The sequence below is a fragment of the Vibrio cincinnatiensis DSM 19608 genome (genome assembly GCF_900167345.1).
Classification (GTDB): domain Bacteria; phylum Pseudomonadota; class Gammaproteobacteria; order Enterobacterales; family Vibrionaceae; genus Vibrio; species Vibrio cincinnatiensis.
Window position 1 is genome coordinate 84,495 of record NZ_FUXB01000008.1, and the last position, 15,780, is coordinate 100,274.

At 42.7% G+C, this 15,780-nt stretch carries 13 protein-coding genes and 1 pseudogene; all 14 read left to right on the forward strand.

What is annotated here, in order from left to right; all coding sequences use genetic code 11:
* The first annotated feature begins 38 nt into the window (after window positions 1-38).
* A complete protein-coding gene (locus B5D54_RS09060; protein ID WP_078926227.1) occupies window positions 39-1,508 on the forward strand; it encodes a protein adenylyltransferase SelO in 1,470 nt (489 codons plus the stop codon).
* Between the two features lie 42 nt (window positions 1,509-1,550).
* Window positions 1,551-1,652 (forward strand): annotated as a pseudogene (locus tag B5D54_RS17505) (TolB protein); the annotation flags it as partial.
* Window positions 1,653-1,969: 317 nt separating this feature from the next.
* Window positions 1,970-3,271 carry a trigger factor gene (gene tig / locus B5D54_RS09070; protein WP_078926228.1) on the forward strand — a complete coding sequence of 434 codons (1,302 nt, stop codon included), beginning with the start codon at window positions 1,970-1,972 and terminating at the stop codon, window positions 3,269-3,271.
* A gap of 110 nt (window positions 3,272-3,381) precedes the next feature.
* A complete protein-coding gene (gene clpP, locus B5D54_RS09075) occupies window positions 3,382-4,008 on the forward strand; it encodes an ATP-dependent Clp endopeptidase proteolytic subunit ClpP (protein ID WP_078926229.1) in 627 nt (208 codons plus the stop codon).
* A gap of 83 nt (window positions 4,009-4,091) precedes the next feature.
* Entirely contained in the window at window positions 4,092-5,372 is a 1,281-nt protein-coding gene (gene clpX, locus B5D54_RS09080) for an ATP-dependent protease ATP-binding subunit ClpX (protein WP_078926230.1), read from the forward strand.
* A 119-nt stretch (window positions 5,373-5,491) separates the two neighbouring features.
* Complete coding sequence (lon, locus tag B5D54_RS09085; RefSeq protein WP_078926231.1) at window positions 5,492-7,843, forward strand: endopeptidase La; 2,352 nt, start codon at window positions 5,492-5,494, stop codon at window positions 7,841-7,843.
* 194 nt (window positions 7,844-8,037) lie between these two features.
* Complete coding sequence (locus B5D54_RS09090; RefSeq protein WP_078926232.1) at window positions 8,038-8,310, forward strand: HU family DNA-binding protein; 273 nt, start codon at window positions 8,038-8,040, stop codon at window positions 8,308-8,310.
* Window positions 8,311-8,462: 152 nt separating this feature from the next.
* Window positions 8,463-10,322 (forward strand): peptidylprolyl isomerase, encoded by a 1,860-nt coding sequence (gene ppiD, locus B5D54_RS09095; RefSeq protein WP_078926233.1) that lies wholly within the window; start codon window positions 8,463-8,465, stop codon window positions 10,320-10,322.
* Between the two features lie 143 nt (window positions 10,323-10,465).
* Entirely contained in the window at window positions 10,466-10,762 is a 297-nt protein-coding gene (locus B5D54_RS09100) for a ComEA family DNA-binding protein (RefSeq protein ID WP_078926300.1), read from the forward strand.
* 262 nt (window positions 10,763-11,024) lie between these two features.
* Window positions 11,025-11,705, forward strand: a complete 681-nt coding sequence (gene cmk / locus B5D54_RS09105) for a (d)CMP kinase (protein WP_078926234.1) — start codon at window positions 11,025-11,027, stop codon at window positions 11,703-11,705.
* A gap of 104 nt (window positions 11,706-11,809) precedes the next feature.
* Window positions 11,810-13,480 (forward strand): 30S ribosomal protein S1, encoded by a 1,671-nt coding sequence (rpsA, locus tag B5D54_RS09110; protein WP_078926235.1) that lies wholly within the window; start codon window positions 11,810-11,812, stop codon window positions 13,478-13,480.
* A 283-nt stretch (window positions 13,481-13,763) separates the two neighbouring features.
* Window positions 13,764-14,048: an integration host factor subunit beta gene (gene ihfB / locus B5D54_RS09115; protein ID WP_078926236.1), complete on the forward strand. Its 285-nt coding sequence runs from the start codon at window positions 13,764-13,766 to the stop codon at window positions 14,046-14,048.
* A gap of 246 nt (window positions 14,049-14,294) precedes the next feature.
* Entirely contained in the window at window positions 14,295-14,579 is a 285-nt protein-coding gene (locus tag B5D54_RS09120) for a LapA family protein (protein ID WP_078926237.1), read from the forward strand.
* Between the two features lie 13 nt (window positions 14,580-14,592).
* Window positions 14,593-15,762 (forward strand): lipopolysaccharide assembly protein LapB, encoded by a 1,170-nt coding sequence (gene lapB / locus B5D54_RS09125; RefSeq protein ID WP_078926238.1) that lies wholly within the window; start codon window positions 14,593-14,595, stop codon window positions 15,760-15,762.
* Window positions 15,763-15,780: the final 18 nt, after the last annotated feature.

Genomic DNA, 15,780 nt, shown 5'->3' on the forward strand with positions numbered 1-15,780 from the left:
TAATTTCCCGTTAATCCCAGATGTTAAGAGAAACGACCATGTCAGTTTGGCAAGCCACGAATTTAAGCTATCGCTATTATTCACTTCCCGAAGCCTTTTATTACCTTGTTGTTCCTCAACCGGTCAAAAATCCGCATTGGGTCATGTGGAACCGTGATCTTGCCGAACAATTATGCCTGCCTAGAGTGCCTAATGATGAGTTATTGGCCAACTTTTCTGGGCAGGTGATACCGGATTTCTTTCAGCCACTTGCGATGAAATATGCTGGCCATCAGTTTGGTGTTTATAACCCAGATTTAGGGGATGGGCGAGGGGTGCTTTTGGCGGAAATCGAAACTCTCTCCGGCGACGTGTTCGATCTTCATCTTAAAGGTGCAGGGCTAACGCCTTTTTCTCGAATGGGAGATGGAAGGGCAGTATTACGCTCCACCATTCGAGAGTATTTATGCAGTGAAGCAATGGCCGGCCTTGGCATTGCGACAACTCGGGCTTTGGCGATGATCAATAGTGAGACTCTTGTTTATCGTGAGCAGTGTGAACAAGGGGCATTGCTGGTACGAGTAGCACAAAGTCATATCCGTTTTGGACATTTTGAACACTTTTTTTATACCCAGCAGACAGACGAACTTCGTTTATTGGCGGATAAAGTGATTGAGTGGCATTTTGCTGATTGTCAGCAAGAAGAGCAGCCTTATTTGGCATGGTTTCAACAGGTTGTTGAGAGAACGGCTAAAATGATCGCTCAATGGCAAGCGGTGGGGTTTGCGCATGGAGTGATGAATACCGATAATATGTCCATTCTTGGGCAAACGTTTGACTATGGTCCTTTTGGTTTTCTTGATGACTATGAACCGGGTTTTATCTGTAATCATTCTGACTATCAAGGGCGTTATGCCTTTGAGCAGCAGCCCCGTGTTGGATTATGGAACCTCTCTGCGCTGGGTTACGCACTCTCGCCACTGATTGAACGCCAAGATATTGAAGACACGCTTCATCAGTATGAAGTTCGATATCGTGATTATTTCAGTATCTTGATGCGACAAAAATTGGGTTTGAAAACGAAGCTTTCGCAAGACAGTGAATGTTTCGATCAACTTTTTCAGTTATTGACCTCGAATCGGGTCGATTACACGCGTTTTTTCCGTCAACTCTCTTGTCTAGATGTCGCCGGCGAGCAGGAAGTTTTAGATTTAATCCTAGATAGGCAAGCTGGGCGAGCTTGGTTAGATCGTTATCTGGCTCGTTGCCAAGAAGAAAAAAATGAGCAAGGGCGGGTGATAACCTGTCATGAACGTTGCTCAGCAATGAGGCGGGTAAATCCGAAATATATTTTGCGTAATTATTTAGCACACCATGCCATTGAAGAAGCCAAGCAGGGAAATTACAGTGAAATTGAAACGCTCACACAAGTATTGCGACATCCTTTTGATGAACAACCTGAACATGATCAGTATGCAAAATTACCACCAGCGTGGGGGAAAAAACTGACGATAAGCTGCTCTTCCTAGGAGAGAGGGGATAAATGGTCGATTCTATGCCTTATAAAATAAGAGCAAGATCTCTTTTTAAGGATTTGGATAAAAAAAAGCCTCGATTCTCTTGAAAAAGCCTTTATTGTCCCCATTTCAACTCTCATGGTTTTAAGTGTTTGATGAATTTTTTAGCACTTAGGTCAGTTTTGACAGATTCAGTGGCCGTGATTTTGGGTTTAACTCGACAGGAAAAGCCCAGATCGGTAGAATGTCACGTCTAAATTTTTGCCCTGAGACTAATCAGAGATACCTTTATTCGGCGCAAATCGGCAAAGATATCACTTATTAGTCCGATATTAAGGCTTATTCAGCTGAGATATCGATGCTCAATATTTATCATTTAAGTGTTCAATCGAGCACAACACAAGGATGCAGCCAATCACTGTATTGGCTCATGATGCTCAGAAATACTGAGCCAGTTTTGAGGTTTATAAACAATGCAAGTTACTGTTGAAACGCTAGAAGGCCTAGAGCGCCGTCTCAATATTACTGTTCCAGCTGCAAACATCGAAGATGCGGTGACAGCGGAACTACGCAACATCGCAAAGAACCGTCGTTTCGATGGTTTCCGCAAAGGCAAAGTGCCAATGAAGATGGTTGCTAAGATGTACGGCAAAGCAGTACGTCAAGATGTATTGGGTGAAGTGATGCAGCGTCACTTTATCGAAGCGATCGTGAAAGAAAAAATCAACCCAGCTGGCGCACCAACCTTTGCTCCTGTTGAAAATGAAGCGGATAAAGATCTTGTATTTACCGCAACTTTTGAAGTTTATCCAGAAGTTGAATTAAAAGGTTTGGAAAACATTGCAGTAGAAAAACCATCAGCAGAAGTGACGGATGCCGATGTAGCAGAGATGCTAGAAACGCTTCGTAAGCAACAAGCTACTTGGGCTGAAGTGGACGAAGCTGCGGCAGAAGGCAAGCGTGTTTCTATCGATTTCGTTGGTTCTATTGACGGTGAAGAATTTGAAGGCGGTAAAGCGGACAACTTCCCACTAGAAATGGGTGCTGGCCGTATGATTCCTGGTTTTGAAGACGGTATCGTTGGCAAAACGAAAGGAATGGAATTTGAAATCGACGTTAACTTCCCTGAAGATTACCACGCAGAAAACCTAAAAGGTAAAGCGGCGAAGTTTGCAATCAAAGTGAATAAAGTTGAAGCTCGTGAACTACCAGAAATGAACGATGAGTTCGTGGCTAAGTTCGGTGTGGCTGAAGGCGGACTTGAAGGCTTGAAAGCAGAAGTTCGTAAAAATATGGAACGTGAACTAAAACAAGCAATCAAAACTCGCGTAAAAGAGCAAGCGATTGAAGGTTTAGTGAAAGAGAATGAAATCCTCGTTCCTTCAGCTCTGGTTGATCAAGAAATCAATGTATTGCGCCAACAAGCCGCTCAACGTTTTGGTGGCAACATAGAAGCCGCCAATCAGTTACCTCGTGAGCTATTCGAAGAGCAAGCGAAACGTCGCGTAGTGGTGGGCTTATTACTTGGTGAAGTGATTCGTACTGAAGAGTTGAAAGCAGACGAAGAAAAAGTGAATGCGCTTATCAATGAGATGGCGACAGCCTACGAAGACCCATCAGAAGTGATTGCTTACTATCAACAAAATGAGCAAATGATGAATAATATGCGCAACGTGGCTCTTGAAGAGCAAGCGATTGATGCGATCATTGCTAAAGCAAAAGTGACGGAAAAAACCGTTAGCTTCAATGAGCTAATGAATCCAGAAGCGGCTTGATTTCAGCAAGTTGTCACGTAGAAGGGTTGACGAAATGTCAACTCTTCTGCTAACAATGGTCCGTGTGATGCCCATCATTCGGGCCATTTATTTTAGGGACACAAGACTATATGAGCTACCAAGAAAAAAATACAATGTCGCCAATTATTGATGCGCTCGTACCCATGGTGGTAGAGCAAACCTCTCGGGGTGAGCGTTCATATGACATCTATTCTCGTCTATTAAAAGATCGAGTCATTTTTCTGACAGGTCAAGTAGAAGATCACATGGCAAACCTTGTCGTGGCTCAGCTGCTTTTCTTAGAATCTGAAAATCCAGATAAAGACATTTTTCTCTACATTAATTCTCCCGGTGGTAGTGTGACGGCTGGTATGTCAATTTATGACACGATGCAATTTATCAAGCCGAATGTGAGTACTTTATGTATTGGGCAAGCTTGTTCGATGGGGGCTTTCTTGCTCGCTGGTGGCGCGCCAGGTAAACGTTATGTATTACCTAATTCTCGAGTTATGATCCACCAACCATTAGGTGGCTTCCAAGGGCAAGCCTCCGATATCCAAATTCATGCTCAAGAAATTCTTAGCATTAAGAATAAGCTCAATAAATTGTTGGCAGAACATACAGGTCAACCACTGGAAGTGATTGAACGTGATACTGATCGTGATAACTTCATGTCAGCAGAACAAGCAGTAGAATACGGTTTAGTGGATGCAGTGTTAACTCACCGTGGTGAATAACCCATGTGATAATTGGTTAACGCAATTTAGTGTAAATTGTTATACACTGAAACCATAAAGAGTAAAGGCTAAGAGGTTAGCGAATGACAGATAAAAGCAAAGAGGGTGGTAGTAGTAAACTGCTGTACTGCTCTTTCTGTGGCAAAAGCCAGCACGAAGTTCGCAAGCTAATCGCAGGTCCTTCAGTATACATTTGTGATGAATGTGTCGATCTTTGTAACGATATTATTCGTGAAGAGATCAAAGATGTTTTACCGAAGAAAGAATCGTCGGCATTACCTACGCCGCGTGATATTCGTGAACATCTCGATGACTATGTGATTGGGCAAGAACATGCAAAAAAAGTGCTTGCGGTTGCGGTATATAACCACTACAAGCGTTTACGTAACGGTGATACAACGAGTGATGGTGTGGAATTAGGCAAAAGTAATATTTTGCTTATTGGCCCAACGGGAAGTGGTAAAACACTGCTTGCTGAAACTTTAGCTCGCTTTTTAGACGTTCCGTTTACGATGGCAGATGCCACCACACTCACTGAGGCGGGTTATGTGGGTGAGGATGTTGAAAATATCATCCAGAAGTTGCTGCAAAAATGTGATTATGATGTCGCTAAAGCAGAACGCGGTATTGTTTATATCGATGAGATTGACAAGATTTCACGTAAAGCTGAAAACCCATCTATTACTCGGGATGTCTCTGGTGAAGGGGTTCAGCAGGCGCTACTAAAATTAGTGGAAGGGACAGTGGCTTCCGTTCCTCCGCAGGGTGGGCGTAAGCATCCTCAGCAAGAGTTTTTGCAAGTGGATACGTCGAAAATCCTCTTTATCTGTGGAGGCGCGTTTGCAGGCCTAGATAAAGTGATTGAACAACGTGTAGCGAAAGGCACCGGAATTGGCTTTGGCGCAGAAGTTCGCTCAAAAGATAGTAGCAAGTCTTTAAGTGAACTCTTTACCCAAGTTGAACCAGAAGATTTAGTGAAATATGGATTGATTCCAGAGTTTATTGGCCGTTTGCCTGTAACGGCAACCTTGACCGAACTGGATGAAGAAGCCTTAATTCAAATCTTATGTGAACCGAAAAACGCACTGACCAAACAGTATGCTGCTCTTTTTGAGCTAGAATCAACAGAACTAGAGTTTCGTGAGGATGCCCTACGTGCCATCGCAGCTAAAGCGATGAAGCGTAAAACAGGCGCTCGTGGCCTACGTTCTATTCTTGAAAACGTGCTGTTAGAAACCATGTATGAATTACCGTCAATGACAGACGTTGAGAAAGTCGTCATTGATGAATCTGTGATAAATGGTGAGTCAGAGCCGTTGCTTATTTACACCGGAAATGAGAATCAAGCCGCAGGTGCTGAGTAAAAATTGTTCGACTGTTTTAAAAGGAGGCTGTTAAGCCTCCTTTTTTTAATTCTGTCATTGAATCCAGTCTGTTAGCCCCCATATACTGCGATATACATAAAAGCGGAAGAGAGAATAATATGAACTTGGAACGTTCCGAGCGTATTGAGATCCCAGTACTGCCTCTACGTGATGTGGTGGTGTACCCACATATGGTCATTCCTCTGTTTGTTGGCCGTGAAAAATCCATCCAGTGCTTAGAAGCGGCAATGGATAACAACAAGCAAGTGCTTCTGGTTGCTCAAAAGCAAGCGGAAACCGATGATCCGAAAGTTTCTGATCTTTTTGAAGTGGGAACGGTAGCGACCATTCTTCAGTTGTTGAAACTACCTGATGGTACGGTAAAAGTCTTAGTTGAAGGTCAGCAGCGCGCAAAAATCAATCAATTCAATGAAGGCGATTTTTTCTCAGCAGAAGCCGAGTTCTTATTAACGCCAGAGTTAGATGATAAAGAGCAGGAAGTGGTTGTTCGAAGCGCAATCAATCAATTTGAAGGTTTTATCAAACTAAATAAAAAGATTCCTCCAGAAGTTCTGACATCATTAAACGGCATTGATGAAGCGGCTCGTTTAGCCGATACCATTGCAGCCCATATGCCACTGAAATTAGTGGATAAGCAAAAAGTATTAGAGATTTTAGATGTTGCTGAACGTCTGGAGTTTTTGATGGGGCAGATGGAGTCAGAAATCGATCTTCTGCAAGTTGAAAAACGTATTCGAACCCGTGTTAAAAAACAGATGGAGAAATCCCAACGTGAGTACTATTTGAATGAGCAAATGAAAGCGATTCAAAAAGAACTTGGCGATATGGATGATGCACCTGATGAATTTGAAGCTCTACAGCAGAAAATCGAAGGCTCGAAGATGCCAAAAGAGGCACGCGAGAAAACGGAGCAAGAGCTACAGAAACTAAAAATGATGTCCCCCATGTCTGCTGAGGCGACAGTGGTACGTAGCTATATCGATTGGATGGTGAGCGTTCCTTGGACAAAGCGTTCTAAAGTTAAGAAAGATCTATCAAAAGCGGAAGAAATTCTTAACGCGGATCACTATGGTTTAGAACGGGTTAAAGAACGAATCCTAGAATACCTCGCGGTGCAAAGCCGAATCAATAAGCTTAAAGGGCCTATTCTATGTTTAGTTGGGCCTCCTGGGGTTGGTAAAACGTCATTAGGTCGTTCTATTGCAGCGGCGACGGGGCGTAAGTATGTCCGTATGGCTTTAGGTGGGGTTCGTGATGAAGCGGAAATTCGTGGTCACCGCCGGACTTATATTGGCTCATTACCGGGTAAATTGATTCAGAAGATGGCAAAAGTGGGGGTTAAAAACCCGTTATTTCTATTAGATGAAATCGATAAAATGTCGTCAGATATGCGTGGCGATCCTGCTTCCGCTTTATTAGAAGTGTTAGATCCTGAGCAAAATAACTCTTTTAATGACCACTATTTAGAAGTGGACTACGATTTATCTGATGTGATGTTTGTTGCTACATCAAACTCGATGAATATTCCAGGACCTTTATTAGACCGTATGGAAGTGATTCGTCTATCTGGCTATACAGAAGATGAAAAACTCAATATTGCTAAACGCCATTTGGTGAATAAACAGATTGAACGAAATGGCTTGAAGCCGAGTGAGATTATGATCGAAGATTCGGCCATTATCGGTATCATTCGCTACTACACTCGGGAAGCTGGGGTTCGTGGACTTGAGCGGGAAATTTCAAAAATCTGTCGCAAAGCGGTGAAGAAAATTTTGCTCAATACAGATGTGAAAACCGTGACGGTTAACCAAGAGAATTTGAAAGAGTTTTTAGGTGTGCAGCGCTGTGATTATGGTAAAGCGGATGATAGTAACCGTATTGGTCAAGTCACTGGGCTTGCTTGGACTGAAGTTGGGGGCGATCTTCTTACTATTGAAACGCAATCAATGCCTGGCAAAGGTAAGCTGACGCAAACCGGGTCTCTGGGTGATGTGATGCAAGAGTCTATCCAAGCCGCGATGACGGTGGTTCGTTCTCGTGCGGAGAAATTGGGTATCAATACTGATTTCTATGAGAAAAAAGATATCCATGTCCATGTTCCTGAAGGTGCCACTCCGAAGGATGGTCCAAGTGCGGGTATTGCAATGTGTACAGCACTGGTATCTAGCTTAACGGGTAACCCTGTTAAAGCTGAAGTTGCCATGACAGGAGAAATTACTTTGCGTGGTGAAGTTCTTCCTATCGGTGGCTTAAAAGAGAAGTTGCTCGCTGCGCATCGTGGCGGAATCAAAGTGGTGCTGATTCCTAAAGATAATGAGCGTGATTTAGAGGAAATACCGAGCAATGTTATTGCTGACCTTCAAGTGATTCCCGTACAGTGGATTGATGAAGTCTTACGTGTTGCACTGGAAAAAGATCCGAGTGGGGTCACTTTTTCGGTAGCAAAATAGTGATATGCAGCAAAAATAAGTAAAAGATTGTGCTGATAGGCAGAAAAAGGCTTGTCAGCCTTTTTTTTGAGAGCTAACGTTACTCACTATGGCTTAAGCCCAGTTGTCACAAGGCTTTAAGCCTGTTTTTAATGTTAATGGAACGAAATCGGCACCGAACAAAATAATAACTTGGTGACCAAAGGGGAATCACAGTGAATAAGACACAATTAGTAGAAAAAATCGCAGCTAACGCTGATATTTCAAAAGCATCGGCAGGCCGTGTACTTGATGCGTTCATTGAAGCGGTTAGCGATACTCTTCAGTCTGGCGATCAGGTAGCATTAGTCGGCTTTGGTACATTCTCTGTTCGTACGCGTGCAGCTCGTACAGGTCGTAACCCAAAAACGGGCGAAGAAATTCAAATCGCTGAAGCAAAAGTACCTGCTTTCAAAGCAGGAAAAGCATTAAAAGATGCTTGTAACTAATTGAGTTACTTTTTTGCTGTTTCTAAGCAAATTTAATTCGAACCTTTTGAAATTATGCGCATCATACTGATGCGCATTTCTTTTTCTGATATTATCGCGCTATTCAATTTTAGCTGAAGTGTGTTACTTCAAACCCGGAGAGCAGTAAAACTATGATGGATCGATTACGCGAGGGCGTGAACAGCATCGCGGTAAAAATTATCCTAGGATTAATTATCCTTTCTTTTATCTTTGCTGGGGTAGGCAACTACCTGATCAGTGGCGGCAACAATGCAGCGGCTAAGGTTGGCGGTATTGAAATTAGTCGGGGGGAGTTTGAGCAAGCTTATCAAAATGAACGTAATCGTATGCAAGCTCAGTTTGGTGATTCTTTTTCTAACTTATTAGCTGACCCCGCTTACGTCTCCTTATTTCGAAAATCAGTACTCGATAATTTGATTAACGATGTTTTGATTGAGCAACACGCCCAGTCTCTTGGGCTAAGAGTCAGTGATGAACAAGTTCGGAAGATGCTCTTATCTATGCCGGAATTTCAATCAGCAGGTCGATTTGACCAAGAAATCTATCAATCCGCCTTACGTCGAGCCGGGTTTACTCCTGAAGGGTTTGCACAATATTTACGACGTAATTTAGTCCGTAATCAATTGATGACAGCTTTACAAAGTAGTGAATTTACCTTAACGGGTGAGGTTGAAGCTCAAAACGCTTTAATGACTCAGCGTCGTGAAATTCGTACCATTACCTTGCCTACGGCTTCTTTTACTCAATCTGTTGAACTTACGGATGAAGAAATCGAGCAGTATTATCAGCAAAATGATGAGCGTTATACCCGTCCAGAACAGATGAGAATATCTTACATCGAGCTAGCGGCTAAAAAGCTAAAAGAGACGATTGTGATTAGTGATGAGCAAGTGAACGCTTATTATCAAACTCATCAAGATAAATATACTTCGAATGAACAGCGTAAAGTGAGCCACATACTGGTTCAAGGTGATGATGAGTCGTCTGCTCAAGCTATTCTTGATGAACTCAATAATGGCGCTGATTTTGCTACTTTAGCCAACCAGAAATCACAAGATGTTGGTAGCTCAAGAGAAGGGGGCAATCTTGGCTGGATTGAGCGTGGCACTATGGATATTGCTTTTGAAAATGCCGCATTTTCTTTGCAGCGAGTGGGTGATGTTACGGGGCTTGTCAAATCAGAGTTTGGTTATCACATTATTAAACTTGATGAGTTAAAAGCGCCAGTGGTTCAGCCTCTTGAGCAAGTTGCGGCAGATATCAAAGCAGATCTGCAAGATCAACAAGCGGTTGACACATTTTACCAATTACAAAATGAGCTGGAAAAAGTGGCCTTTGAGTCGCCGGATTCATTAGATGAGGCCGCAAAAGTTATCCATGCTTCTATTCAAAGAACGGATTTTGTTTCAACGAATAATATTCCAGAACTATTACGTCATCCAACGGTGATGCAAGCATTACAGTCACCGGAAGTAAAAGACGATGGGTTAAACTCTGAGGCGATCGAAATCGCGCCAGAACACGTTATTGTTGTCCGTATTGAAGAGTCGCGCCCGGAAATTATTTTGCCATTGTCAGAGGTGAGAGAGTCTATTGAAACCAAGCTGGCGCAATTAAAAGCTGAGCAACAAGCGTTAGCATTAGCCAGTCAGCTAGTCAACGAGCTCCGGACAGGAGATGACCACTTACTGACGGAGCATAACCTCACTTTTAGTAAACCAGAAATCGTGGACCGTGATACGCCGCTTGCTCATGTGATTTTTGCGATGTCTAAACCAGACCTTGATCAAACGGTTTATACTCAAGCGAAAGATCAGGCGGGAAATGTTGTTGTGATCGCATTAGATAAAGTGGAAACCGCAGCAGATGTTCGATTCCATGAACCTATTGCTGCGCAATTAGCTCGTGTCGGCACTCAGCAAGATTTGAACGCCGTACTTGGCGTGTTGCGTCAAAATACCAAAATTGAGTATTTTGCTGTGAGTCAATAGTCGGCAATTATGTAATTGATATGTTTATTAAAATGGGCTGCATTTGCAGCCCATTTGATTTTGTATATTTTCATAAACAGTTGAAACAAGGTTTCCTTTACTATCCCACTGCATTGCCATACAGGGTAAAAACAAGGAGAGTCATAATGTTGAGAAAATATATAATTGTATTGTTATTAGGGCTTTGCTGGCCGACTAGCTATGTGCTGAGTGAAGAAATGAAAGAGAATAGCCAAGGGTTTACTATCACAGTAAACATTAATACTGCATCCGCAGAAGAGATAGCAACGCTATTGCAAGGCGTCGGGCTGCAAAAGGCCCAAGCAATCGTCGAATACAGGGAGACCAATGGCGCTTTCTTACATAAGGAAGATCTAGCGAAAGTTAAAGGAATTGGCAGTGCAACGGTGAGAAAGAACGAGAAACGCATCCTACTTTGAGTCTAGAGGCTGTTTGTTTGGAAAAACTCAGGGCATTGCCTCTGAGTTTTTTGTTATATGCAGTTGTGTTAAGTATTTTTATGCGTTTTTATTCTTTTATTTCTCAATCATAGGATGGTGTATTCACCCTCGATAAGCGATGGCATTATTACCCTAGAGTTAAATGTTTGGGACACTCGCATCTTGATAGTACAGGGTATATAATTCTGCGCTGGTTAAACGCGCCGTCAGTCGTGAAAATAAAAAATAGATGGAGTAAAGCATGTCCTTGCAAACAGCGGTCATTACCGTAGATGGGCCAAGTGGTGCAGGTAAAGGCACTCTTTGTATGTTATTAGCGAAAAAACTGGGTTTTCAGCTATTAGACTCTGGGGCTATTTACCGCGTGTTAGCTCTTGCAGCCATTCATCATGGTGTTGATATTGAATCGGAAGATGCTTTAGTCCCACTGGCGACACACCTTGATGTGCAATTTATTGCTGAAGGTGAGCTTGTCAAAGTGATTCTTGAAGGGGAAGATGTTTCAAGAGAGCTGCGAAAAGAGGAAACGGGTATGGCCGCCTCAAAAGTTGCTGCCTTTCCACGAGTTAGAGAGGCATTGTTACGCAGACAAAGAGCGTTTGATCAAGGTCATGGCTTAGTGGCGGATGGCCGCGATATGGGAACCGTTGTTTTCCCTAAAGCTACAGTGAAAATTTTCTTAGATGCGAGTGCACATGAACGCGCTCAGCGTCGTTATAAGCAGTTGCAACTGAAAGGGCTTGATGTTAAATTTGACGCCCTTTTAAGCGAAATTCAAGAGCGAGATGCACGAGACCGCAACCGCTCCGTCGCGCCGTTACGCCCGGCTGAAGATGCGCTGTTGCTTGATTCAACCACACTTTCTATCGACGAAGTGGTTGATAAAGCACTACAATATATCGAATCGAAACTAGCGGAATAAACCACGCTAGTTAAGAGCGTTGGTCGCAAGGATGATGACCAGCGATTTTAATAACCCCATGCGGTAGGATACCCATGGACGTTTAATTATTGAAGATTAAATACATGACTGAATCTTTTGCTCAACTCTTTGAAGAGTTTCTAAACGAAACCCAATTCCAACAAGGTACTATTGTTAAAGGTACTGTTGTTGCGATTGAAAATGGCTATGTTCTTGTTGACGCTGGCCTTAAGTCTGAGTCTGCAATTCCTGCTGAACAATTCAAGAACGCTGCTGGCGAACTTGAAGTTGAAGTTGGTTCTGAAGTAGATGTAGCGCTTGACGCGGTTGAAGACGGTTTCGGTGAAACTCAACTTTCTCGTGAGAAAGCAAAACGTCACGAAGCGTGGATCGTTCTTGAGAAAGCTTACGAAGAAGCAGAAACGGTTATCGGTATCATCAATGGCAAAGTTAAAGGTGGCTTTACTGTTGAATTAAACGGTATTCGTGCGTTCCTTCCTGGCTCTCTAGTTGATGTTCGCCCTATCCGTGACACTGCTCACTTAGAATACAAAGAGCTAGAGTTCAAAGTTATCAAGCTAGACCAGAAACGTAACAACGTTGTTGTTTCTCGTCGTGCGGTTATCGAATCAGAAAGCAGTGTTGAGCGTGACGAACTTCTTGAAACTCTACAAGAAGGTACTGAAGTTAAAGGTATCGTTAAGAACCTTACTGATTACGGTGCATTCGTTGATCTTGGCGGTGTTGATGGTCTACTACATATCACAGATATGGCGTGGAAACGTGTTAAGCACCCATCAGAAATCGTTAACGTTGGTGACGAAATCTTAGTTAAAGTTCTTAAGTTTGACCGTGACCGTACTCGCGTATCACTAGGTCTAAAACAGCTAGGCGAAGATCCATGGGTAGCGATTGCTAAACGTTATCCAGAAGGTCATAAACTGACTGGCCGTGTAACAAACCTAACTGATTACGGCTGCTTCGTTGAAATCGAAGAAGGTGTAGAAGGTCTTGTTCACGTTTCAGAAATGGATTGGACGAATAAGAACATCCACCCATCTAAAGTTGTTAATGTTGGCGACGAAGTTGAGGTTATGGTTCTTGATATCGACGAAGAACGTCGTCGTATCTCTCTAGGTCTGAAACAATGTAAAGCTAACCCATGGCAATCATTCGCTGAAGCGCAAGCTAAAGGCGATAAAGTCACTGGTAAGATCAAGTCTATCACTGATTTCGGTATCTTTATCGGTCTTGATGGTGGTATCGATGGTCTTGTTCACCTATCTGACATCTCTTGGAATGTTCCTGGAGAAGAAGCGGTACGTGATTACAAGAAAGGCGACGAGATCTCTGCTGTTGTTCTAGCGGTAGACGCAGAGCGTGAGCGTATTTCTCTAGGCGTTAAGCAAATGGAAAATGACCCATTCAATGCTTATGTTGCTGATAATAAGAAAGGCACTCTAGTTAACGGTACAGTAACAGCGGTTGATGCTAAAGGCGCAACCATTGAGCTAGAAGATGGCGTTGAAGGTTACCTTCGTGCCTCTGAAATTACTCGTGATCGTGTAGAAGATGCATCTCTACTGCTTAATGTTGGTGATAAAGTTGAAGCGAAATTTACTGGTGTAGACCGTAAAAACCGCGTAATCAACCTATCTATCAAAGCGAAAGATGAAGCTGAAGAGCAAGAAGCAATGGCATCAATCAACAAACAAGATGACGCTGCTTTCGGTAATGCAATGGCAGACGCTTTCAAAGCTGCTAAAGGTGAGTAATCTAACTTACTGATTAGAAAGGGGCCATATGGCCCCTTTTTTATAGGTTGATTATTATAACCTGATGATTTATTCCGTTTAGTTATGCTAATATAACCAAGCCTCAAAGACCTTATTGATTTTTTGAGGTATAAAACCGAGCAAAAAGTCTCCTATACGGTCGATCTTCCCTGATCCCCATAGTGCTGCTTAGCAATGCTCTTTTTTATAGAATATTAACCAAGTGTTTGTTGGAATTGATATTACTGACTATAATCAGGGTAAAAACTCGAAGAGGGAAACTATGACTAAGTCTGAATTAATAGAAAGGCTGTGTGCCGAGCAACCCCATCTTTCAGCAAAAGAAATTGAAGATGCGGTAAAAGATATTCTTGAACACATGTCGAAAACATTAGAGGCTGGGGAGCGCATCGAAATTCGAGGATTTGGTAGTTTCTCTTTGCACTATCGTGATCCCCGTGTTGGACGCAATCCTAAAACTGGTGAAAAAGTCGAATTGGATGGCAAATATGTCCCTCACTTTAAACCCGGTAAAGAATTACGTGAGAGAGTTAATCAAGATCTATAATGGTAGAACGGCCTCATAAGCGGCATACTGTCACAGTGTGCCGTTTTTTTATGTGCTCTCTTTGACGGTGTTTTCTTTTGATCGTTTATCGTTTTTGGGTTGAAGAAGAGTGATAAAAACAGGGTCTCTGAGCGGTATGGTAGATTTCGGTTAACGTCGATGGAATTTGATTATAGAATCGAACATGGTTTGTCTGAGCAATTTCCTGCATAATCAGTAAATAGATTTGTGGATGGGTCATCAATTATGAAAATTATAAAAATCCTTGCGCTGCTTGCTCTATTCTTACTTGCTTTAGCGTTAGGTTCACAGAATCAAGCACTGGTCACATTTAACTACTTATTGGCTCAAGGTGAGTTTCATTTGTCCACTTTACTCGGTTCTGTCTTTATCGCCGGTTTTCTTATCGCTTGGGTTATTTTTGGCAGTTTATACCTCAAATCTCAGTTGGAAGTTCGAAAACTGAGTAAGAAGCTTAAAAAACAATCAGAGCTACAAGAACTTGCTAAACCTAAAGCGAATCTTGAATAAGGCTATCAGTTAGATGTTAGAACTTCTCTTCTTGCTCTTGCCAATTGCCGCCGCCTACGGATGGTATATGGGAAATCGTAGTGCCCAGCAAGACAAGCAGAAGCATTCCCACCAAATTTCTCGCCAATATGTGACGGGGTTGAATCTGTTACTTTCTGATCAGTCTGATAAGGCCGTTGATCACTTTATTGAATTATTGCAAGTGGACAATGAAACGATTGATACCCACCTTGCATTAGGTAACTTATTCCGTTCTCGTGGTGAAGTGGATCGGGCGATTCGTATCCACCAAAATCTTATTTCTCGTTCTGGCTTAACGATTGATCAAAAAAACCTTGCATTACAACAGCTAGCGAAAGACTACATGGTCTCTGGTTTTTTAGATCGGGCCGAAAAAATTTTTGAACAACTGGTGGATGAGCCAGAACATCGTGAATCAGCGCTTCAACAGTTGACTGCGATTTACCAACAGACTCGTGAATGGCATAAGGCGATTGCTTGTGCACAAGCCTTGGTGAAGCTGGGGCGAAAGCGAATGAAGCAGACCATTGCTCATTTTTGGTGTGAATTGGCCATGCAAGAAAAAGCGGAAGGGAAAGATCATAAAGCCATTCAGTTATTTAAACGAGCTCTGCATGAAGACCCGAAATGTGTTCGAGCCAGTATTTCCCTTGGAAAACTCTATTTATCTCATCAAGATTATAAACAAACGCTGGTTTATCTTGAGAAGGTCTTAGAGCAAGATATTGATTTTATCGGGGAGGTTTTACCTTCTTTAGCTGAGTGCTATCACCAACTTGGGCAAGAGGCACAATTGGTCGAATTTTTACGTCAATCTATTGATAGTAATGCTGGGGTTTCAGCAGAGCTTATGCTGGCTCAACTGGTTGCTCAACACGATGGCGTTGCCAGTGCTCAGGAACTGCTGACTCGTCAGTTAGTGAAAAATCCTACCATGAAAGGGTTTTATCGACTGATTGATTATCATATTGCAGAAGCAGAAGAAGGGCGGGCCAAAGCTAGCCTATCGACATTACAGCGTTTGGTAGGAGAACAATTGAAAGCTAAGCCGCATTATCGATGTCGTCGGTGTGGTTTCTCAACGCATTCCCTCTATTGGCATTGTCCATCTTGCAAAGGGTGGGGTTCGATCAAACCTATCCGAGGTTTGGACGGTGAATAATTTTTAAGATTTGCAGCT

Coding starts and splice junctions, on each gene's coding strand:
- rpsA (WP_078926235.1), top strand. CDS start 11,810: ATGACTGAATCTTTTGCTCAACTCTTTGAAGAGTTTCTAAACGAAACC.
- B5D54_RS09120 (WP_078926237.1), top strand. CDS start 14,295: ATGAAAATTATAAAAATCCTTGCGCTGCTTGCTCTATTCTTACTTGCT.
- tig (WP_078926228.1), top strand. CDS start 1,970: ATGCAAGTTACTGTTGAAACGCTAGAAGGCCTAGAGCGCCGTCTCAAT.
- ppiD (WP_078926233.1), top strand. CDS start 8,463: ATGATGGATCGATTACGCGAGGGCGTGAACAGCATCGCGGTAAAAATT.
- B5D54_RS09060 (WP_078926227.1), top strand. CDS start 39: ATGTCAGTTTGGCAAGCCACGAATTTAAGCTATCGCTATTATTCACTT.
- clpP (WP_078926229.1), top strand. CDS start 3,382: ATGAGCTACCAAGAAAAAAATACAATGTCGCCAATTATTGATGCGCTC.
- ihfB (WP_078926236.1), top strand. CDS start 13,764: ATGACTAAGTCTGAATTAATAGAAAGGCTGTGTGCCGAGCAACCCCAT.
- lapB (WP_078926238.1), top strand. CDS start 14,593: ATGTTAGAACTTCTCTTCTTGCTCTTGCCAATTGCCGCCGCCTACGGA.
- lon (WP_078926231.1), top strand. CDS start 5,492: ATGAACTTGGAACGTTCCGAGCGTATTGAGATCCCAGTACTGCCTCTA.
- clpX (WP_078926230.1), top strand. CDS start 4,092: ATGACAGATAAAAGCAAAGAGGGTGGTAGTAGTAAACTGCTGTACTGC.
- cmk (WP_078926234.1), top strand. CDS start 11,025: ATGTCCTTGCAAACAGCGGTCATTACCGTAGATGGGCCAAGTGGTGCA.